This is a genomic window from Longimicrobium sp. (assembly GCA_036389795.1).
In the GTDB taxonomy this organism is placed as follows: Bacteria; Gemmatimonadota; Gemmatimonadetes; order Longimicrobiales; family Longimicrobiaceae; genus Longimicrobium.
The window spans coordinates 124180-142801 of the sequence record DASVWD010000141.1 but is presented as its reverse complement, the minus strand read 5'-3'; the positions used below and the strand labels follow the sequence as shown (position 1 = coordinate 142801).

Annotated in this window: 21 protein-coding genes; 17 read left to right on the top strand and 4 right to left on the bottom strand. The window is 72.8% G+C overall.

Annotation, left to right across the window (positions count from 1 at the left end):
- Nucleotides 1–269: 269 nt before the first annotated feature.
- Complete coding sequence (locus VF746_19805) at nt 270–1208, top strand: TIGR00730 family Rossman fold protein (GenBank protein ID HEX8694680.1); 939 nt, start codon at nt 270–272, stop codon at nt 1206–1208.
- 33 nt (nt 1209–1241) lie between these two features.
- On the opposite strand, the gene VF746_19800 is transcribed toward VF746_19805, so the two are convergent.
- Nucleotides 1242–1613: a four helix bundle protein gene (locus VF746_19800; protein HEX8694679.1), complete on the bottom strand. Its 372-nt coding sequence runs from the start codon at nt 1611–1613 to the stop codon at nt 1242–1244.
- Nucleotides 1614–1761: 148 nt separating this feature from the next.
- Between VF746_19800 and speY the strand changes: the two genes are divergently transcribed.
- The 14 genes from speY to VF746_19730 all read left to right on the top strand — a co-directional run bounded on the left by speY (nt 1762) and on the right by VF746_19730 (nt 14844).
- Nucleotides 1762–2922: a deoxyhypusine synthase gene (speY, locus tag VF746_19795; protein HEX8694678.1), complete on the top strand. Its 1161-nt coding sequence runs from the start codon at nt 1762–1764 to the stop codon at nt 2920–2922.
- A gap of 163 nt (nt 2923–3085) precedes the next feature.
- Nucleotides 3086–3628 carry a hypothetical protein gene (locus VF746_19790; GenBank protein ID HEX8694677.1) on the top strand — a complete coding sequence of 181 codons (543 nt, stop codon included), beginning with the start codon at nt 3086–3088 and terminating at the stop codon, nt 3626–3628.
- A gap of 86 nt (nt 3629–3714) precedes the next feature.
- Entirely contained in the window at nt 3715–4329 is a 615-nt protein-coding gene (locus VF746_19785; GenBank protein HEX8694676.1) for a YdeI/OmpD-associated family protein, read from the top strand.
- Entirely contained in the window at nt 4319–4546 is a 228-nt protein-coding gene (locus tag VF746_19780) for a hypothetical protein (GenBank protein HEX8694675.1), read from the top strand. Before VF746_19785 ends, VF746_19780 begins: the two co-directional genes overlap by 11 nt.
- 103 nt (nt 4547–4649) lie before the next feature.
- Nucleotides 4650–5276: a hypothetical protein gene (locus VF746_19775; protein HEX8694674.1), complete on the top strand. Its 627-nt coding sequence runs from the start codon at nt 4650–4652 to the stop codon at nt 5274–5276.
- A gap of 138 nt (nt 5277–5414) precedes the next feature.
- Nucleotides 5415–6104, top strand: coding sequence for a DUF2461 domain-containing protein (locus VF746_19770; GenBank protein HEX8694673.1), 690 nt, complete (start codon nt 5415–5417; stop codon nt 6102–6104).
- A 231-nt stretch (nt 6105–6335) separates the two neighbouring features.
- Complete coding sequence (locus VF746_19765) at nt 6336–7508, top strand: amidohydrolase (protein HEX8694672.1); 1173 nt, start codon at nt 6336–6338, stop codon at nt 7506–7508.
- Between the two features lie 100 nt (nt 7509–7608).
- Nucleotides 7609–8538: a helix-turn-helix transcriptional regulator gene (locus VF746_19760; GenBank protein ID HEX8694671.1), complete on the top strand. Its 930-nt coding sequence runs from the start codon at nt 7609–7611 to the stop codon at nt 8536–8538.
- A gap of 108 nt (nt 8539–8646) precedes the next feature.
- Entirely contained in the window at nt 8647–9948 is a 1302-nt protein-coding gene (locus VF746_19755) for a serpin family protein (GenBank protein ID HEX8694670.1), read from the top strand.
- Nucleotides 9949–10125: 177 nt separating this feature from the next.
- Entirely contained in the window at nt 10126–10893 is a 768-nt protein-coding gene (locus VF746_19750) for an aquaporin (protein ID HEX8694669.1), read from the top strand.
- A gap of 208 nt (nt 10894–11101) precedes the next feature.
- The gene (locus VF746_19745; GenBank protein HEX8694668.1) at nt 11102–11644 is read left to right on the top strand and encodes a hypothetical protein; all 543 of its coding nucleotides are present in this window, start codon (nt 11102–11104) and stop codon (nt 11642–11644) included.
- 9 nt (nt 11645–11653) lie between these two features.
- The gene (locus tag VF746_19740; protein HEX8694667.1) at nt 11654–13093 is read left to right on the top strand and encodes a 1-acyl-sn-glycerol-3-phosphate acyltransferase; all 1440 of its coding nucleotides are present in this window, start codon (nt 11654–11656) and stop codon (nt 13091–13093) included.
- Between the two features lie 324 nt (nt 13094–13417).
- Nucleotides 13418–13696 (top strand): hypothetical protein, encoded by a 279-nt coding sequence (locus VF746_19735; GenBank protein ID HEX8694666.1) that lies wholly within the window; start codon nt 13418–13420, stop codon nt 13694–13696.
- Nucleotides 13693–14844: a PQQ-dependent sugar dehydrogenase gene (locus VF746_19730; protein ID HEX8694665.1), complete on the top strand. Its 1152-nt coding sequence runs from the start codon at nt 13693–13695 to the stop codon at nt 14842–14844. The genes VF746_19735 and VF746_19730 overlap by 4 nt, the downstream gene beginning before the upstream one ends.
- A 13-nt stretch (nt 14845–14857) precedes the next feature.
- Here VF746_19730 and VF746_19725 read toward each other — a convergent pair whose 3' ends face one another.
- Together VF746_19725 and VF746_19720 are read right to left on the bottom strand one after the other, a co-directional pair.
- Nucleotides 14858–15439 carry an RES family NAD+ phosphorylase gene (locus tag VF746_19725; protein HEX8694664.1) on the bottom strand — a complete coding sequence of 194 codons (582 nt, stop codon included), beginning with the start codon at nt 15437–15439 and terminating at the stop codon, nt 14858–14860.
- Nucleotides 15436–16065 (bottom strand): hypothetical protein, encoded by a 630-nt coding sequence (locus VF746_19720; GenBank protein HEX8694663.1) that lies wholly within the window; start codon nt 16063–16065, stop codon nt 15436–15438. Before VF746_19720 ends, VF746_19725 begins: the two co-directional genes overlap by 4 nt.
- Nucleotides 16066–16223: 158 nt before the next feature.
- Here VF746_19720 and VF746_19715 point away from each other — a divergent pair, with 158 nt between their 5' ends.
- Together VF746_19715 and VF746_19710 are read left to right on the top strand one after the other, a co-directional pair.
- Nucleotides 16224–17333, top strand: coding sequence for an isoaspartyl peptidase/L-asparaginase (locus VF746_19715; protein HEX8694662.1), 1110 nt, complete (start codon nt 16224–16226; stop codon nt 17331–17333).
- Nucleotides 17334–17601: 268 nt separating this feature from the next.
- The gene (locus VF746_19710) at nt 17602–18036 is read left to right on the top strand and encodes a VOC family protein (protein HEX8694661.1); all 435 of its coding nucleotides are present in this window, start codon (nt 17602–17604) and stop codon (nt 18034–18036) included.
- Nucleotides 18037–18102: 66 nt separating this feature from the next.
- Here VF746_19710 and VF746_19705 read toward each other — a convergent pair whose 3' ends face one another.
- Nucleotides 18103–18591, bottom strand: coding sequence for a DUF4112 domain-containing protein (locus VF746_19705; GenBank protein HEX8694660.1), 489 nt, complete (start codon nt 18589–18591; stop codon nt 18103–18105).
- Nucleotides 18592–18622 lie beyond the last annotated feature (31 nt).

Here is an 18622-nt window from a genome sequence, read left to right as displayed (position 1 = left end):
TCTCATGCCGAAGGTGTGGCGGCGGCTCCGCTCGGACCGCCAGCCACCAGAACCGTCGAGTAGATCCCTCGGGTCGCTACCGCGCCCTCGGGATGACATCGCCTGGGACCGACCGGCTCGTTCCGCAGTCTCGTACTCTCGCACTTCGCACTTCGCACTGGCAGTTCCGCGCCCCGGTTTTGCGTGGAACCCGCGGTGCTCTATTTTGTCGCCCGCCCGGCGCTTCCGCGAGGGCGGCGCGCGCGTCCCAACCACCGGCTCACATTGTGATGGCCGTACACCACCAGCCCGAGCGCCGGGGGCAGGAGAACCCCACGCTCAACCGCGCCGCGCGGATGGGCGTGGCCACCGAGGACGAGCAGCTCCTCGAGTCGCCGTCGACGCGGCCCGCGGCGCCCGACTTCACCTCGTCGGACCCGTGGCGCGTGCTGCGGATCACGGGCGAGTTCGTGGAGGGGTTCGACGCGCTCGCCAAAGTGGGGCCCGCGGTCACCATCTTCGGCTCGGCGCGGGTGCCGCCCGAGGACCCGTTCTACCAGGCGGCGCGCGAGACGGCGCGGCTGCTGGGCGAGGCGGGCTTCAGCATCATCACCGGCGGCGGGCCGGGGATTATGGAGGCGGCCAACCAGGGCGCCCGCGACGCGGAGGCGCCCTCCATCGGCTGCAACATCGAGCTGCCGTTCGAGCAGGCGATCAACGAGTACGTCGACCTGGCCATCAACTTCCGCTACTTCTTCGTGCGGAAGACGATGTTCGTGAAGTACGCCGAGGCGTTCATCATCTTCCCCGGCGGCTTCGGGACGCTGGACGAGCTGTTCGAGGCGCTCACGCTCATCCAGACCGGGAAGGTGCGCGACTTCCCGGTGATCCTCTACGGCTCGGACTACTGGCGGGGGCTGATCGACTGGATCAAGGACCCACTCCTGGCTGAGGGGAAGATCTCGCCCGACGACGTGAACCTGCTGCGGGTGACCGACTCGCCGGAAGAGGTCGCGCGCGTGGTCGTCGAGTGCCACGAGCGCCTCTGCGATCAGAAGCGCGAGGAGCCCGTCCGCCCGAACGGGGGCGCGCGCCGCCGCCAGATCCACGGCGCGGTCAGCTTCCATCCGCGCACGCCGCGCCCCGGGACGCAGCCGGCGCCGGGCGAGGCGCCCTCGACGGTCGATCCCACGACGCCGGCGGAGCCGGAGAAGCACGCGGGGGAGTAAGTGTTTTAGTCCTTAGTCCTTAGTCCTTAGTCCTTAGTGCTTAGTGGGGCGGGCGAGGGACGAGCGCAGGGCAGAGAGCATCCGGGCAACATCGAGACAGAGGGCGTTCAGGGCACGGTGGTCACTCCCGGAGAGATAACCGAGGTCGCGAGCAAGATAGAGCTGGCTCTGGACCTCAGCCGCAGAGCCACGCGCGATTGAGAGGAAGCGGCGAACCTCGGGTTTGGTGTAGCGGCCAAAGCCTTCGGCGATGTTCGACATCACCGATACCGAGGCGCGACGAACCTGGTCGCGAAGGGCGAAGTCTCGCGCGAACGAGCCTACATCTGTATGCCGGTACACTGCGAGTGCGAGATCCTTGGACTTCTGCCAGACGAGAAGTTCTTCGAAACGGTCGATCTTCATCGGGAGGAATGGGGTCGTGGGGGGAAGAGGATGTACCCGGCACAAAATAGACGTTCCGAACGGCTCGCGCGCCAGTCCCCCTGGATGGGCGGGAAACTGACGGCGAAGCACTAAGGACTAAGCACTAAAACACCAAGGACTAATTGCGATGGCGCAGAGCAAGTTCCTATCGGGGAAGCGGATCGAGCCCGCTCGTATCACTGCCGGGTTCTCGGTGACCGACCTCGTCGACGGGACGTTCCAGGCGTACAACGCGGCGCGGCTCAGGGAGGCCTGCCATCTTCTCACCAGGAAGATGCTGGACGACGACGTCACCGTGGGGCTCACGATGACGGGGGCGCTCACGCCGGCGGGGCTGGGGATGAGCGCGCTGATCCCGCTGATCGAGGCGGGGTTCGTGGACTGGATCATCTCCACCGGAGCCAACCTGTACCACGACACGCACTTCGGCATCGGGCTGGAGCTCAAGCAGGGGAACCCGCACGTCTCCGACACCGTGCTGCGCGACGAAGAGGTCGTGCGCATCTACGACATCTTCTTCGACTACTCGGTGCTGCTCGACACCGACGCCTTCTTCCGCCAGATCATCGCCAGCCCCGAGTTCCAGCGGCCGATGTCCACCGCCGAGTTCCACTTCCTCTGCGGCAAGTACGTCGCCGCGCGCGAGGAGGAGCTGGGGCAGGGGCGCAAGTCGCTGCTGGCGGCGGCGTACGAGTACGGCGTGCCGATCTACACCTCGTCTCCCGGCGACTCGTCGATCGGGATGAACGTGGCCGCCAAGGCGCTGCAGGGGAACAGGCTGGTGTTCGACGTGAACGCCGACGTGAACGAGACGGCGGCCATCGTGCTCGACGCCAAGCGCACGGGCGGCAAGTCGGCGATCTGGATCCTGGGCGGCGGCAGCCCCAAGAACTTCGCGCTGCAGACGGAGCCGCAGATCCAGGAGGTGATGGGGATCGACGAGCGCGGCCACGACTACTTCCTCCAGGTGACCGACGCGCGTCCCGACACCGGCGGCCTCTCGGGCGCCACCCCGGCCGAGGCGGTGAGCTGGGGGAAGGTGGACCCCGACCGGCTGCCCGACGCGGTGGTGTGCTACCTGGACTCGACCGTGGCGCTGCCGATCCTGGCCGCCTACGCGCTCGACAACCACCCGCCGCGCGAGCCCCGGCGCCTCTACCACCGCCGCGACGAGATGATGGCGCGCATCCGCGAGGAGTACGAGCGCTCCGAGCGCAACGAGGCGGTGCAGGAAGCCGCCCGCGGGCACGCCGCCCACGCGGGCCACATGCTCGAGCGCGACCGCTGAGCGCGGGGCTGACCTCCGTAACCAGGGGAAGCCGGGAGGTCCCCCAAGACTGTCATCCTGAGGGAGCCGCTGCTCCGAAACCGCTGAACGCACGATGTTGGGCGGCGACCGAAGGATCTATGGGCAGCGTTCGAGCAGACCCGGCGACCGGAGCAGGAAATCGATGATCGAGAGGCTGAAGATGAAGGTGATAGCCACGCAGGCGCGAACGGGCGCCGCCCTCCTGGGGCTGGCGTGCGCGCTCGCGCTGGGCGCGTGCCGCGGCTCCGACGAGCCGTCCGGCGACGTGCAGACGACGACGCAGACGCAGCCCGCCGCTCCGGCGCCGGCGGCTCCCGCCGAGGGCGCGCCGGCGCCCGCCGGGCAGCCGCAGGCCGCGCCGACGGCCGCCGCACCGACTGTGGTGGTGCCGCCTCCGGGCGAGAAGCTCACGCTGGCCCACGCCGAGCAGGTGGGCTTCGTGCGCGGCGCCCGCAAGGAGTTCAAGATGATCGACGCCATCGACGGCGCGGGCGGGACCATCAACGGCAGCGACGTGGAGCTCTACGTCTACGAAGGCGAGGTCCCCCAGCAGCAGGTGGAGCAATTCCGCAGATACAGCGGCCCCAACTCCGCCATGGGCTGGCTGGGCGTCTGCATCGTCCGCAACCTGATGATGCTGTACCGCGAAGAAGCCGCCTGCGACGCGCTGAAGCAGCTGCAGTAGCGGGATCACGTCCTGTTCATCCGCCCGGTGTGGCTCACATCGGGCGGAGTGTTTTCCGCTGACCCATGCTGAAGGCTGCGTGTGGCATGGAGATCACGTTCTTCGAATCGGGAGCCGATTTCCGGCGGTGGCTGGAGGCGAACCACGCCGCGGCCAAAGAGCTGATGGTCGGGTTCTACAAGAAGGGCTCGGGGAAGCCCAGCATCACGTATCACGAGGCGCTGGACGAGGCGCTCTGCTTCGGCTGGATCGACGGGGTGCGCAAGAGCGTGGACGACGACAGCTACACCATCCGCTTCACCCCGCGCAGGCCGGGGAGCGTATGGAGCGCCGTCAACCTCAGGCGCGCCGAGGAGCTGGAGCGCGCCGGGCGGATGGCCGCGCCCGGGCTGAAGGAGTTCCACGAGCGCGACCCGCGGCGGTCGGGACTGTACTCGTACGAGAACCGGCCCAAGGAGTTCGACGCCGGGCTCGCGGCGAGATTCCAGGCGAACGCGAAGGCGTGGGACTTCTTCCAGGCGCAGCCCCCCGGCTACCGCCGCGTGGCCGTCTTCTGGGTGATGGAGGCGAAGAAGGAGGAGACCCGGCTGCGCCGGCTCGACCGGCTGATCGGTGAATCGGAGCAGGGGATGCGGCTGCCGGAGCTGGCGGGCGCGGCGCGGAAGCCGAAGCCGCCGGGAGGGAGCGCGGATGCGCCGTAGGGCGAGGACGGCCGCGCTGCTGCTGGCGGCGCTCGCCATCTACCTGGGCAGCTACCTCTGGCTCCGCGGCGCCCGCCGCGAGGTGTGGGAGCGCGACGGCCGCGCATACGTCATCTTCCCGGCGGGCGCGCCGGCGCTCTACTACCTCTACCGCCCGCTGTCGTACGCCGACGCCGCGCTGACCGGCACCGGCTCGCACCTGGGGCCGCACCGCTGAGCACCTTCGTCCTCCCCCGCGCCGGCGGGAGCCCGGCACCTCACCTCTCCCACGCGGCATCCCCTCCGGACGGAACGCACCTCCCTCGAGCGAGGAAAACGCCATGGACAGCGGAATCCGGCAGTGGCTCCGCGATCCGGAGAAGTGGCTCCACCTGCTGACCCTGGTCGGGGGCCTGGCCGCGTTCGGCCTCGGGCTCAACGAGTACCGCGAGGAGCAGCGCTGGAAGCGGCTGGAGTACTTCACGGAGCTGCTGCAGTCGTTCGAGGCCGAGCCCGAGGTCCGCGACGCCCTGCTGATGCTGGAGTACAACCAGCCGCGGGTCTGCGCGCGCGAGGAGGCCGCGGCGGACGCGCGGGGGCGGTGCTTCGCGGTCACCGACAGCCTGATGGTGAAGGCGCTGGACGCCTCGATGCAGAACCGGGTGCTGACCGACGACGAGCGCCACGTGGTCTACGGGCTGGACCGGCTCCTCACGGCCCTGGACCGGATCGACTACCTGCAGACGCAGGGATTCGTCGCCGAAGAGGTGCGGCACCCGACGGTCGCCTACTGGATCTACCTGATCGGCGACCGCCAGGCCCCCGCGAAGCCGGCCGCCGTGCGCGCGAAGCTCTGCGAGTACATCCGGTTCTTCGAGTACGCCGGGGCGCTGAGCCTGGTGGCCCGCTACACCGCGCCGGCCCAGCGCGTCCCCGAATGCGCGGCGGCCCGGCCGGCCTCCTCCTGAAGCCGCGGGCGGAGTCATCTCCGGGTGAGCCGGCCTCGCGCGGCGCGCCCGGCCCGCGCAGATTGTCCGGCCCCGCGCAGCGCCGGCGCGGGGCCGGAGCTTTTTCGCCCACGAGAGCCGCAGGTCCCGGAGCGCCCGATGGACTTCCCCCGCCTCACCCGCTACCTGGCCGAGCTGTCGGAGAACAACCACAGGGAGTGGTTCGAGGCCCACCGCGCCGAGTACCAGGCGCTGCGCGACCAGTTCTGCGCGTTCGTGGGCGAGGTGATCGCGCGCGTGGCCGAGTGGGACGACACGGTGCGGTGGGTGGACCCGAAGGACTGCGTCTTCCGCATCTACCGCGACGTGCGCTTCAGCCGCGACAAGACGCCGTACAAGACCACCTTCAGCGCGTCGATCGGCGAGCGGGGGCGCAAGGGGCCGGACCCGGGTTATTATTTCCACGTGGACGAGAAGGGCGTGCTGATGGCGGCCGGCGGCGTCTACATGCCCGACGCGGACCGGCTGGCGCGCATCCGCGAGCACGTGGCCGAGCACCCGGAGCGGCTGGAGAAGATCCTGCGCAGGCGCGACTTCAAGCGCGCGTTCGGCGGGATCTGGGACGAGCAGCGGCTCAAGCGGCCCCCGCGCGGCTACTCGGAGGACACGCCGCTGATCGGCGTGATCAAGCTCAAGAGCTTCATCGTCATCCGCGAGCGCGACGTGCGGGACGGACCGGACGACGTGCTTCCCTGGATGCTCGACACCTTCCGCGCCATGCACCCGTTCCTCCTCTGGCTCCGCGAGACGCTGGCGGGCGCGGAGGCGGCGGAGGCGGCGGTGGGGTAGATCACGGGGGGATTCGGCACGGTTTGGGCGGCATTCGTCCGGGCGGTTGAAACCGCAGCAACAACGGCAGGAAGCCTCCTGCGGAGGCTGCAAGGCCGTCATCCGCGCGCGGGGCGGCTCTCGTGGAGACGCGGCAGTCGAGGCAGGCCCCGCCCCTGCGGGACGACGGCGCGCGCGGACACGAATCGCCGGCGCACTTCGCACTTAGTACTTCGCACTTCGCACTTGCCCATGGCCACCGCCGAGCTGGACCTGCTGATCTCCACCCGCCGCGACCTGCACCGGCACCCGGAGTTGGGGTTCCAGGAGCACCGCACCGCCGGGATCGCCGCCGGGCGGCTGCGCGCCGCCGGGTACGACGTCCAGACCGGGATCGCCGGGACGGGCGTCGTGGGCACGCTGCGCGGGGGCGCGGGGGATGGGCCCACGCTGCTGCTGCGCGCGGACATGGACGCGCTCCCGATCCGCGAGGAGACGGCGCACGGCTTCGCCTCGACGCACGACGGGCTGATGCACGCCTGCGGGCACGACGCGCACGTGGCGATCGGGCTGGCGGTGGCCGAGCGGCTGGCGGCCGGCCGCGATCGGTGGGGCGGCACCGTGAAGTACGTCTTCCAGCCGGCCGAGGAGGGCGGCGGCGGCGCGCTGCGGATGGTGCGGGAGGGCGTGCTGGAGGGGGTGGACCAGGCGCTCGGGCTGCACGTGTGGACGGGGCTGCCGAGCGGCGTCGTCGGCGTCGTGCCGGGGCCGTTCATGGCCTCGGCGGGCGAGTTCGAGATCACCGTCCGCGGCCGGGGCGGGCACGGCGCCATGCCGCAGGAGACGGTGGACGCGGTGCTGGTCGGCAGCCACGTGGTGGTGGCGCTGCAGAGCATCGTGTCGCGCAACACCTCGCCGCTGGACTCGGCGGTGGTCTCCGTGGGCGCCTTCCACGCCGGGAGCGCGTGGAACGTGATCGCCGACACGGCCACCCTGGCCGGCACCGTGCGTGCCTTCGACGTGGAGGCGTGCGAGGAGCTGCCGCGCCGCATGGAGCGGGTGACGGCGGGCGTCTGCGAGGCGCTGGGCGCCGCGTACGAGTTCCGCTACCACCTCGACACGCCGCCCACCATCAACGACGCGCGCCTGGCCGAGCTGGTGCGCCGCGCCGCCGAGGAGGTGGTGGGCCCGGAGCGCGTGCGGACGGATTCCGACGTGCGCACGATGGCGGCCGAGGACTTCGGCGAGTTCCTGCTGAGGGTGCCCGGCTGCTACTTCTTCGTCGGCGCGCGCAGCGAGGAGAAGGGCGCCGTCCACCCGCACCACTCCCCGCGCTTCGACATCTGCGAGGACTGCCTCCCCGTGTCCGTGGACGTGCTGGAGCGCGCGGCGCTCGCGGCGCTGTCCGCGCGAGGCGGCGCCTGACCCCGGAACGGCCCCGCTCCGGCCCCGAAAATGCGTTCGGGCCGTCGCAACTGGACGAAGCGCGCTCACGGTGTCGGGACGAGAGGGAGGACGGGACGAGATGGCGATCAGGCTGCTACCGAAACGGCTCGTCGGGACCACGATCCGGGGGATCCGCACCCGGCTGGGGCAGACGCAGGACGAGTTCGCGGAGTCGCTGGGGCTGGAGGACGGCTCCACCGTGTCGAAGTGGGAGAACGGCGAGGCGCAGCCCGACTACGGCACGCTGGCGAAGATCGCCACCATGGGGCTGGTGGACGTGCTGGTGTTCACCGAGGCCGGGCCCGCCGAGGATACGCCGCAGCTCACCCCCGGCGAGGCCAACGAGCTGCGCCGGCTCCTGGGCCACATGGAGACGCTGATGCGCGAGGCGCGCGAGATCGTGGAGCGCGCCGCCGACCGCACCGCCGTGGAGGTGCTGGAGGCCGCCACCGGCCGCGCCCCCGCCCGCGGCGAGTTCGAGATCGAGCCCGCGCTGGCCGTGCACGCCGAGGTCGCCGTCACCCCCCGCGCGCGCAAGTCCGCCGGCGGCGGGGCGCCGAGCCCGGGCGGCTCGCGGTCGCGGAGCGGAGGGACGCCCGGCGGAGGCGGGGGCTCCTCCTCGCGCGGGAGCGGCGGTGGCGAGGGCGGGGGCCGCGGCTCTTCCTCGGGCGGCGGCGGCAGCAAGTCCAGCGGCGGCGGCCGCACGCGCTCCTCCGGCGGCCGCTCGTCCGGCGGGACGCGCTCCTCGGCCGACCGCTCTTCCGGCGGCTCTTCCTCCGGCGCGTCGGGCTCCTCGTCGGGCGGGACGGGCTCCTCGGGCGAGGGCTCCTCGTCCGGCTCGCGTTCGTCGCGGACGGGGTCTTCGTCCGGGTCGCGCTCCGGCGGGGGCGGGGGCTCCTCGTCCGGCGGCGGTGGAGGCTCGTCGTCCGGCTCGGGCGGGGGCTCGTCGTCCGGCACGCGCGGCGGAGGGCGTTCGGGGAGCAAGTCGGGGTCGCAGCCGGCGGACTGACGCGCGTTCTTGCGCGCGCGCCGGACGCCGCCCGAAATTCGGGGCGCCCGCCTCGCACCGGGGCGGGCGCCCTTTCGCGTCCCGGACTCTTCTCCCGCCTCCCCGTCCATGACTCTCGCACTGCGACGCCTCGGCGCTCTCCCGATCTGCCTGCTGCTCGCGGGCGCGGCCGCGTGTGGCGACGGCGGCGGCCGCCCGTCGGGCCGCGCCCGCATGGACTCGCTGGACGAGTCGACGGCGCGGTGGGCGGCGCGGGCCTCGTACGCGGGCTTCGGGATCGAGCTGTTCCGGCAGATCGCCTACACGCGGCCAGGAACGAACGCCTTCGTGTCGCCCGCGTCCGCGGGGCTCGCGCTCGCGCTCCCCTACCACGGCGCGTCGGACGGCACGCGGGACCAGCTGGCGCGCGCGCTCGGCTTCGGGAGCGCGGCGCCGGACACGGTCGCCCGCGCGAACGGCGCGCTGCGCGCCGCGCTCGACCGGAGCGGCCCGGTGCGGCTGGAGGTCGCCACCTCGCTGTGGGCGGCGGCGCACGCGCGGCTCGCCCCCGCGTTCCTGGAGCGCGGGCGCGAGGACTACGGGGCGGAGGTCGACGCCGTCGACTTCGGCGACCCGTCGGGCGAGCGGCGCATCTACGAGTGGGTGGGCGAGGCCACGCACGGGCGCATCCCCGGGCTCTCCTTTCCGCCGGACCCGGAGACGCTGCTGCTGGTGCTGAACGCCGTCTGGTTCAAGGGGGCGTGGGCGGAGAAGTTCGACCCGGCGGCCACGCGGCCGCGCCCCTTCCGCCGCGAGGACGGTCGCACCGTGCGGGCGCCGATGATGTCGCGCACGGGCGAGTACGGCTACCTGGACGCGGCGGGGTTCCGCGCCGTGCGCCTGCCGTACGCGGGCGGCCGCTTCGCCCTGTACGTCTTCCTCCCCGACTCGGGCGCCACGCTGGAGTCGTTCATCGGCGCCCTCTCCGCCGCGGAGTGGGAGGTGTACCTGCGCAACTTCCCGCCCGCGCCGGTGGCGCTCACCCTCCCGCGCTTCGCATGGCGCGGCGCGCTGGACCTGGCGCCCGCGCTGCAGGCGATGGGGGTGCGCGACGCCTTCGACCACACGCGCGCCGACTTCCACGAGATGTTCGCGCCGCAGTCGCTCGCCGGGCGGCCGAACCCGTTCATCGGGCGCGTGCACCAGCAGGCGTTCGTGGAGGTGAACGAGGAGGGCACCGAGGCGGCGGCCGCCACCGGGGTCGGGGTGGACGCCGACACCGCCGGCGCCCCACCGCCGCCCGTCCCCTTCGTCGCCGACCGCCCCTTCCTCTTCGCCGTCCGCGACGACCGCACGGGGGCGCTCCTCTTCCTGGGGCAGATGCACGACCCCACCCTCACCGCCGACCCCACCGAGACGCCGGAGCCGTGAAAAACAACTGCATGTCTCACGCAGAGTCAGCAGAGTCAACGGAGAAGTTCCTCGCTGTTCTCTGCTGACTCTGCGTGAGGCTTTAGATGTTTTTCCGGATCGGTACGATCGGTCGAGGTGGACGTCTGATGCCATGGATCTGGATTTTGGCGCGGCCGGGCTTAATCTGATGTAGCCGTGCGGTTCGTCCTCCCCCCGATCCCCGACCAGCCGACCATGCCCGACCGTCCCGACACCCCCTCGCGCGCCCTCGCCGCCGAGGCGATCGGCACCTTCGCGCTCTGCTTCGCCGGCATCCTGGCCATCAACGCGGGCGAGGCCGCCAGCCTCACCACCGTCGCCTTCGCGCACGGGCTCGCCCTGGTGGTGATGATCGCCGCGCTGGCGCACCACTCGGGCGCGCACTTCAACCCGGCGGTCACCTTCGGCTTCGTGGTCACCGGGCGGATGGCGCCGCCGCGGGGCGCGCTCTACGTGGCCGCCCAGGTGGCGGGCGCCTTCCTGGCCTCGGCGCTCATCGCCGCGCTCTTCGGCAGCGAGCCGGTGGCCGGCGGCACGCCCGCGCTCGCGCCCACGGTCGATCCGCTGCGGGGCGTCGCGATCGAGGCGGTGGCGACGTTCTTCCTGGTGCTGGTGGTCTTCGGCACCGCGGTGGACGAGCGCGCGCCCAAGTCGGTGTTCCCGGTGGCCATCGGCCTCACGGTGGCGCTCGACATCATGGCCATCGGACCGCTCACCGGCGCGGCGATGAACCCGGCGCGCGCGCTGGGCCCGGCGCTGGCCTCGGGCGCCTGGACCGACCACTGGGTCTACTGGGCCGGCCCGCTCCTGGGCGGCGCCCTGGCGGCGGGGCTGCAGAGCGCCTTCTTCCTGGCCCCCGCGCCCAGCCCGGCGGTGGCGGAGCGCGGCGGTCCCGCGCCCGACGAGCAGCGCGGCCGTGTGTAAGGAAGTGCGAAGTGCGAAGTGCGAAGTGCGAAGTGCGAAGTGCGAAGTGCACGATTGATGTCCGACGACTCGGGACGACTTCCCGGGCCCGCGGGGGCCGCCCGCGGGAACCCGGTTGTCCCGGGCGCCCCGTCCCCCTAGCTTCCGGCCGGAAGCGGTCCATTCGCGCCGACCGCGCTCGGCCCCTCACCCTGTTTTTCGAAGGACCATGCGCAAGATCCTCCTCTCCCCGCTCCTCCTGGCGCTGGCGGCCTGCGCCACCTCGACGGGAGGCGTCGCCACCTCGACCACGCCGGCCGGCGTCGAGACGTCGGGCGCGCAGACGGTGGTGCGCACGCGCGGCGAGTTCGCCCCGGCCGAAGAGGTGGGGGCGCCCCTCCAGCGCGTGTGGGACGTGCTCCCGCAGGTCTACGCCGAGCTGGGGATCGCCGACGCCGGGCAGGACCCCGCCACGCGCACTGTGGGGCACGGGCGGCTGGTGGTGAGCCGGCGCTTCGCCGGGCAGCCGATGTCGTACTGGCTCTCCTGCGGCGCCACCGCCACCGGCAGCTCCGCGGCCGACGAGTTCCGGGTGCAGATGGCGGTGCGCACCACGCTGTCCCCCTCGGGCGCCGCCACCTCGGTGCGCACGGTGATCGAGGCCACCGCCCGCGGCAACCAGGGCACCAGCTCCGACGCGCGCGACTGCACCACCACCGGCCGCCTGGAGCAGCGCATCGCGGCCCTGCTGCGGCAGAAGCTGCAGACGTAAGGGCGTCCGGTGGGCGGCAGCGTCAGCGTCCCCGTCTGGCTCTTCGCCGTGATGGCCGTGCTCGCGGCCTGGGCGGCGCTCGACCGGCTGATGGTGCCCAGCGCGCGCTGGGTCGTCCGCCAGCGCACCAACCGCGTGATCGACGAGCTGAACACGCGGCTGCGCATCGAGATCCCCCAGTTCAACCTCACCAAGCGCCAGGTGCTGGTCGACCGCCTCCTGTACGACGCGCGCGTGCAGGAGGCGGCCGGCGAGTACGCCCGCGCGCACGCCATGCCGCGCGAGGTGGTGATGGCGCGCGTGGAGCGCTACGCGCGCGAGATCGTCCCCTCCTTCAACGCCTACCTGTACTTCCGCGTGGGCTACTGGCTGGCCCGCAAGGTGGCGCGCATGCTCTACCGCGTGCGCCTGGCCTCCACCGACGACGACGGGCTGGACCGCATCGAGAAGGGGTCCACGGTGGTGTTCGTGATGAACCACCGCAGCAACATGGACTACGTGCTGGTGGGCTACCTGGCCAGCGAGCGGGCCGCGCTCTCGTACGCGGTGGGCGAGTGGGCGCGCATCTGGCCGCTGCACATGCTCATCCGCTCCATGGGCGCCTACTTCGTGCGCCGCGACTCGGGCGACGAGCTGTACCGGCGCGTGCTGGAGCGCTACGTGTACATGGCCACCTCGTCGGGCGTCACCCAGGCCGTCTACCCCGAGGGCGGCCTCTCGCGCGACGGGCGGCTCCGGCGGCCCAAGCTGGGGCTGCTGGACTACATCCTGCGCGCCTTCGACCCGCAGGGCGGGCGCGACCTGGTGTTCATCCCCGTCGGCATCAACTACGACCGCGTGCTGGAGGACCGCACGCTCCTCCTCGACCTCGAGCCGGGGCGCAGGAAGCCGGGGTCCGGGCGGGCCGCCGTCAACACGCTCCGCTTCGTCGGGCACAACCTGCTGCTGGCGGCGAGGAGCCGCTGGCACCGCTTCGGCTACGCCTGCGCCAACTTCGGCACGCCGGTGTCCATGCGCGCGTACTGCGCGGAGCGCGGGATCGACTTCCGCGGGCTGCCGAAGGAGGAGCGCATGGCCGCCGTGGCGGAGCTGGGCGCCGAGCTGATGCGCGCGGTGGGCGCGGTGATCCCCGTGGTCCCCGTCCCCCTGGTGGCCGCGGTGTTCGTGCGCGAGCCCGGCGCCGCCCTGAGCGAGCTGGAGCTCAAGGCGCGCGTGCACGAGCTGATCGAGGAGCTGGAGGCGGCGGGCGCGCGCGTCTACATCCCCCGCAGGGACCTGGACTACGCCATCGTGGTGGGCCTGCGCATGCTCACGCTGCGCCACCTGGTGCTCGACGCCGACGGCCTCTTCTCCGCCGTCCCCACGCAGACGGCGGTGCTGCGCTACTACGCCAACTCCATCGCCCACCTGCTCCCCGCGCGGGCGGAGGCCGAGCTGGTGACTGCGTGAGAACGGCAGTGCGAAGTGCGAAGTGCGAGGTGCGAGGTGCGTCGGGACCAGCGCCGGCCTTTCGAGGCGAGATGGGAAGTGAAGCCTCGCCCGCGCCGACCTCGTGTCCATGCCGAGGGCCGTCGGCGAGGCTTTCCGTGGTTCCAGCCGCGGGTTCACCCGCATTCCCCACCGCTTCCGCGGACGCCCCGACAGATTCCGCGGACGCGCCCGCTACTTCGCACTTCGCACTTCGCACTTCGCACCGGGGTTTGACGCAAAGGCGGGGGCGCGGCTAACGTTCGAACGAGCTCCGCGCGACGGGACCCCGCTCCACGAGGCCGTTTGTTCCAGGCAGGACCGCCCTGGGTGATCGTGGCCAGCTACGGAGGCGTGCTCGAGGCCGAGTTCGCCGCCGCCACGCTGCAGGAGGCCGGCATCCCCGCCCGGGTGACGGGCGCGCACCTGGGGATCTTCGGGGCGGGGTACCAGGGCCCCTCCCTGCACGGCGCTCAGGTGATGGTCCCCTGGCACCGCGAAGGCGACGCCCGCCTGCTGCTGGAGACCCTCGCGCCCCACGACGACCCGGACGACGTGGAAGACCTCCCGGAGGAGACGTCATGACCCGCCCCCTCGCGCTCCTGCTCCTGGCGGCCGCCTGCTCCAACCCCTCCGGCGAGGGCCCGCCGCCCCCTCCGCCCCCACCTGTGGTCGAGGGGCTGCGCGCGGTGGTGGTGGCGGAAGGCCTCGCCTCGCCCGTCTACGTCGCCGCGCCCGCGGGCGACCCGCGGCTCTTCGTGGTCGAGCAGCCCGGGCGCATCCGCATCGTGCAGAACGGGCAGCTCCTGGCCACCCCCTTCCTCGACATCGTCGCCCAGGTGGGGAGCGGCGGCGAGCGCGGGCTCCTCTCCGTGGCCTTCCACCCGCGCTACGCCCAGAACGGCTTCTTCTACGTCGACTACACCGACCGGGCCGGCAACACCCGCATCGAGCGCTACCGGGTGAGCGCCGACCCCAACCGCGCCGACCCCGCCAGCGCGCAGCTGGTGATCGCCATCGACCAGCCGTTCGCCAACCACAACGGCGGGCTGGTGATGTTCGGCCCCGACGGCAAGCTGTACGTGGGGATGGGCGACGGGGGGAGCGGCGGCGACCCGCTGGGGCACGGCCAGAACCCCGCCACCCTGCTGGGCGACATCCTGCGCCTGGACGTCGACGCCGCCGGCCAGCCGTACGCCGTCCCCCCCGACAACCCGTTCGTGGGGCAGGCGGGCAGGCGCGGCGAGATCTGGGCGACCGGCGTGCGCAACCCCTGGCGCTTCGCCTTCGACGCGGGCCTCCTCTACCTGGCCGACGTGGGGCAGAACGCGTGGGAGGAGGTCAACGTGGTCCCCGCCGGCCAGGCCGGCCTCAACTACGGCTGGAACGTCATGGAGGGGGCGCACTGCTTCAGCCCCTCCACCGGGTGCAGCCAAGCGGGGCTGGTGATCCCCGCGCTCGAGTACCCGCACGAGGGCGGCGCCTGCTCGGTGACCGGGGGCTTCGTCTACCGCGGGAGCGACATGCCGTCGCTGCAGGGCCGCTACTTCTACGGCGACTACTGCGCGGGGTGGATCCGCAGCTTCCGCTACGCGGGCGGCCAGGCCACCGACCGCCGCGCCTGGGAGGTGGGCGACGTCGGCAACATCCTCTCCTTCGGCGAGGACGCCCGGCGCGAGCTGTACGTGGCCTCCAGCAACGGCCGCGTCTACCGCCTGGCGCCGGCGCAGTAGGCCGGCCGGCGGCTCAGGGGAGGGGAACGTCCAGGCTGCGCGCGGCCTCCACCACGGCGGGATGCGCCAGGCCCAGGGCGGTGGGGGCGGCGTACGCGAGCGCTCCCGCCCCGGCGCGCTCCCGGAAGAGCACCACCGTGTGCCACTCGCCGAAGAAGGCCGACCACCAGCGCAGCCCCACGTACCCTTCCGCGTGCAGCCCGGCGGCCACCTCCTGCGAGGTGGCGCGGCGGCGGGCGGCGGTGTCGTCCGGGCGGATGCCGTGGCGCGCCAGGAGCCCGGGGTCGCAGAGGTCCGCCACCCGCCCCGCCACGGCCGGCGCCACCGAGACCCGGACCAGCGCCAGCGTGTGCCCGGCCACCACCAGGTCGGCGGCGTCGAGCGGCGCGGGCTGGTTGCGGAAGCGCTGGATCAGCTCGCCCACGGCGTGCTCCGGCGTCTCGGCCAGGTAGAGCACCCCGGAGGACCGGCCCGGCAGGTCGAAGCGGCCGCTCCCCTGCCCGGCGGGAACGAAGGCGGCGGAGAACCGCTCGCCCTCCGCCGCCAGGGGGTCCCAGGGGAAGACGCGCCAGAGGACGCGCTCGCCCGTGCTCACGCGAACGCGCCGCTCTTCTCGGCCTCGATGGCGGCGACCACCTCCGAGAGGCTCCCCTCGCGGAGCACGGCGATCGGGCGGCGGTTCCCCAGGTGGGCGTTCACGCCGTGGAGCCACTTGGGGATGCTGGAGAGGCTCAGGTAGCCGCTCAGCAGCTCGATCACCACGTCCAGGGCCACGAGGCGCTCCCGGTTCTCGGGGTCGGGGACCTGCCCGGCGCGCCACCGGGCGGGCTGGGCGCGGTCGACGCCCAGGAAGTCGGCCAGCTCGGCGTCGGACTCGAAGGCCCTGCGCGCCGAGTGCAGCCGCACGGCTACGCGCTCCGCGTCCTCGCTGCTCCGCACGGCGCGAGGCGGCGAGGGGCGCGCCCGCCTTCCCGTGGGGTAGCTCCGCCCGGCGAAGGGGGCGCTCCCGTACAACGGGAGGGGCGGGGCGGTGGACCCGTACGGGACCTGTGGCGCGTCGCGCGCGAGCAGGCCCTTCAGCCGGTCCAGGGTGCGCTCGTACGGCGTCGAGCCTTCGATGAACTGCCGCAGCGTCTCGGGGCTGATCCCCGCCTGGCGCGCGACCTGCCGGTACGAGCTGTGCTCCACCGCCTCGCGAGCCTGATCGCGGAGCCTCTCCACGGGGGGCTCGGATCCCTGGTCTGCACTGCGTTCACTTTCCATGCAACGAATTTTGTTGCAAGCCGTCCAGCTGTCAAGGCTCTCGAAAGGGCTCCGCTCCCCCGCCAGCCGGAGGACTGCGCCCGTAGCCCGGCGACGACCTCAGCCCCGAACCAGCCATGCGACTGCGCCGCACCCCTGACGCCGCCCTCCTTCCCCTGCTCGCCCTGGCCGCGCTCGTCGCGTGCGCGCCCGGCTCGGCCGCCACCTCCGACCCCGCCGACGAGGGTCCGTCTCCCGCGCCGAGCTCCGCGGCGGCGCCCGCCGCGCAGGAGCGCTGGGGGATGGTGATCCACGGCGGCGCGGGGACCATCCGCCGCGAGGACCTGACCCCCGAGCGCGAGGCCGCCTACCGCGCGGGGCTCACCCGCGCGCTCATGGCGGGCTACGCGGTGCTGCAGCGCGGCGGGCCCAGCCTGGACGCCGTGGAAGCCGCCATCAACGTGCTGGAGGACGACTCGCTCTTCAACGCCGGCAAGGGCGCCGTCCTCACCGCCGACGGGCGCGCCGAGCTTGATGCCGCCATGATGGACGGCGCCACGCTGCGGGCCGGCTCGGTGGCCGGGCTGCACCGGGTGAAGAACCCGATCGACCTGGCGCGCGCGGTGATGGAGCGCTCCCCGCACGTGATGATGATCGGCGACGGGGCCGAGTCGTTCGCCCGGGAGCAGGGGATCGAGCTGGTCTCGCCCGACTACTTCATCACCGCCTCGCGCCGCCGCTCGTGGGAGCGGATGCGGATGCAGGACAGCCTGCGCGCCGACAGCGCCCGGCGCGCCCGCGGCGCGTACGCGGTCCCCGACGAGCGCAAGTTCGGCACGGTGGGGGCGGTGGCTCTCGACCGGAGCGGCAACCTGGCGGCCGGCACCTCCACCGGCGGGATGATGATGAAGCGCTGGGGCCGCGTGGGCGACGTGCCGATCATCGGCGCCGGCACCTACGCCAACAACCGCTCGTGCGCCGTCTCGGCCACCGGCCACGGCGAGTTCTTCATCCGCAACACCGTGGCGCACTCCATCTGCGCGCTGGTGGAGTACGGGGGGCTCTCGCTCCAGGCCGCGGCCGACTCCATCGTCATGCGCCAGCTGGTGGCGCAGGGCGGCGACGGCGGGATCATCGCCATGGACCGGCAGGGGAACTGGACGCTCACCTTCAACTCCGCCGGCATGTACCGCGGCCGCATCGGCGCCGACGGCAAGCCGATGACGGCCATCTTCCGCGAGCCCTGAGCCTGCGGCGGCGGGCGCCCGCGCGAGCGAGCGCCGGCGTGCGAGCGCCTGAAGACGCCCGCTGGAACGACGGGAAGCCTTTCGGGCTGGGTCCGGCGTGGGGAAATTCCCCGGTGCTCCGGGCCCCCCGGAATGACCCGCATCGAGGGTTACCGTAAGCACCGCAGCCGCGTCCAGACGGATGGAGCCTGCGCAGGCAGGCTTTTCGCCGTTGTTGCCGCGGGTTCACCCGCCCGGCGCGGGGGAGCCGAATCGACCGGAGGTGCCGATGCGCGTCGGCGAGGTGCTGGAGACCTGCCTGTACGCGGGCGACCTGGAGGCGGCGGAGCGCTTCTACACGACCGTCCTCGGGCTGGAGCGGATCGCGGGGGTGGAGGGGCGGCACGTCTTCTTCCGCTGCGGCGGCCGCGTCTTCCTGGTCTTCAACCCGGAGAAGACGCGCGAGGCGGACGCCGGCGTCCCCACGCACGGGGCCGCGGGGCCGGGCCACGTCTGCTTCGCCGTGCCCGAGGCCGAGATCGACGCCTGGCGCGGCCACCTGCGCGCGCACGGCGTGGAGATCGAGACGGAGCTCACCTGGCCGAAGGGCGGCCGCTCGCTCTACTTCCGCGACCCCGCCGGCAACTGCCTGGAGATCGGCACCGCGCGGATCTGGGGGATCGAGGAGGCGGAGGCGCTGGGACGGCGAGTGCCCAGTCCCTAGTGCCCGGTGCCAGGAACTGCAGCGTCGTTCCTGGGCACTGGGGACTGGGCCCTGGGCACTCGCAATCTAGAACGCCCCCTCCCGCAGGATCGCGCGCAGGGCGAAGAACGCGAGAACGCCGACCCCGCCCAGCACCAGCACGAGCAGGAGCACGACCACCAGCAGCACCGCGGCGCTGGAGCGGCGGGCCGAGTCGGGCGCCACGACGCTCTGGCGCAGCAGGCGCACGTTGCGGTCGTTCGCCTTCCACCAGGCGTCGAACAGGTCGCCCGCGAAGGGAACGGCGCCCACCAGCGCCTCGATCCCCACGTTCAGCACCATCCGCAGCAGCACGGGGAAGGGCGCCCCCAGCCGCGCCGCCTCCACCACGATGTACGCCGACAGCAGCGACCCCGCCGCGTCGCCCAGGCCGGGGATCAGCCCGATCACCGCGTCCAGCCCGAAGCGCCGCCCCGTCCCCGGGATCGGGATCGAGTCGTCCAGCAGGTACGCCAGCGAGTCCAGCCGCCGCACCGCGCCGGACTCCGGCCCCGCCCCGCCTCTCGTCCGCGCCACTCCTTCCCCTCCGCTCGGTCTCGTCCCCGCG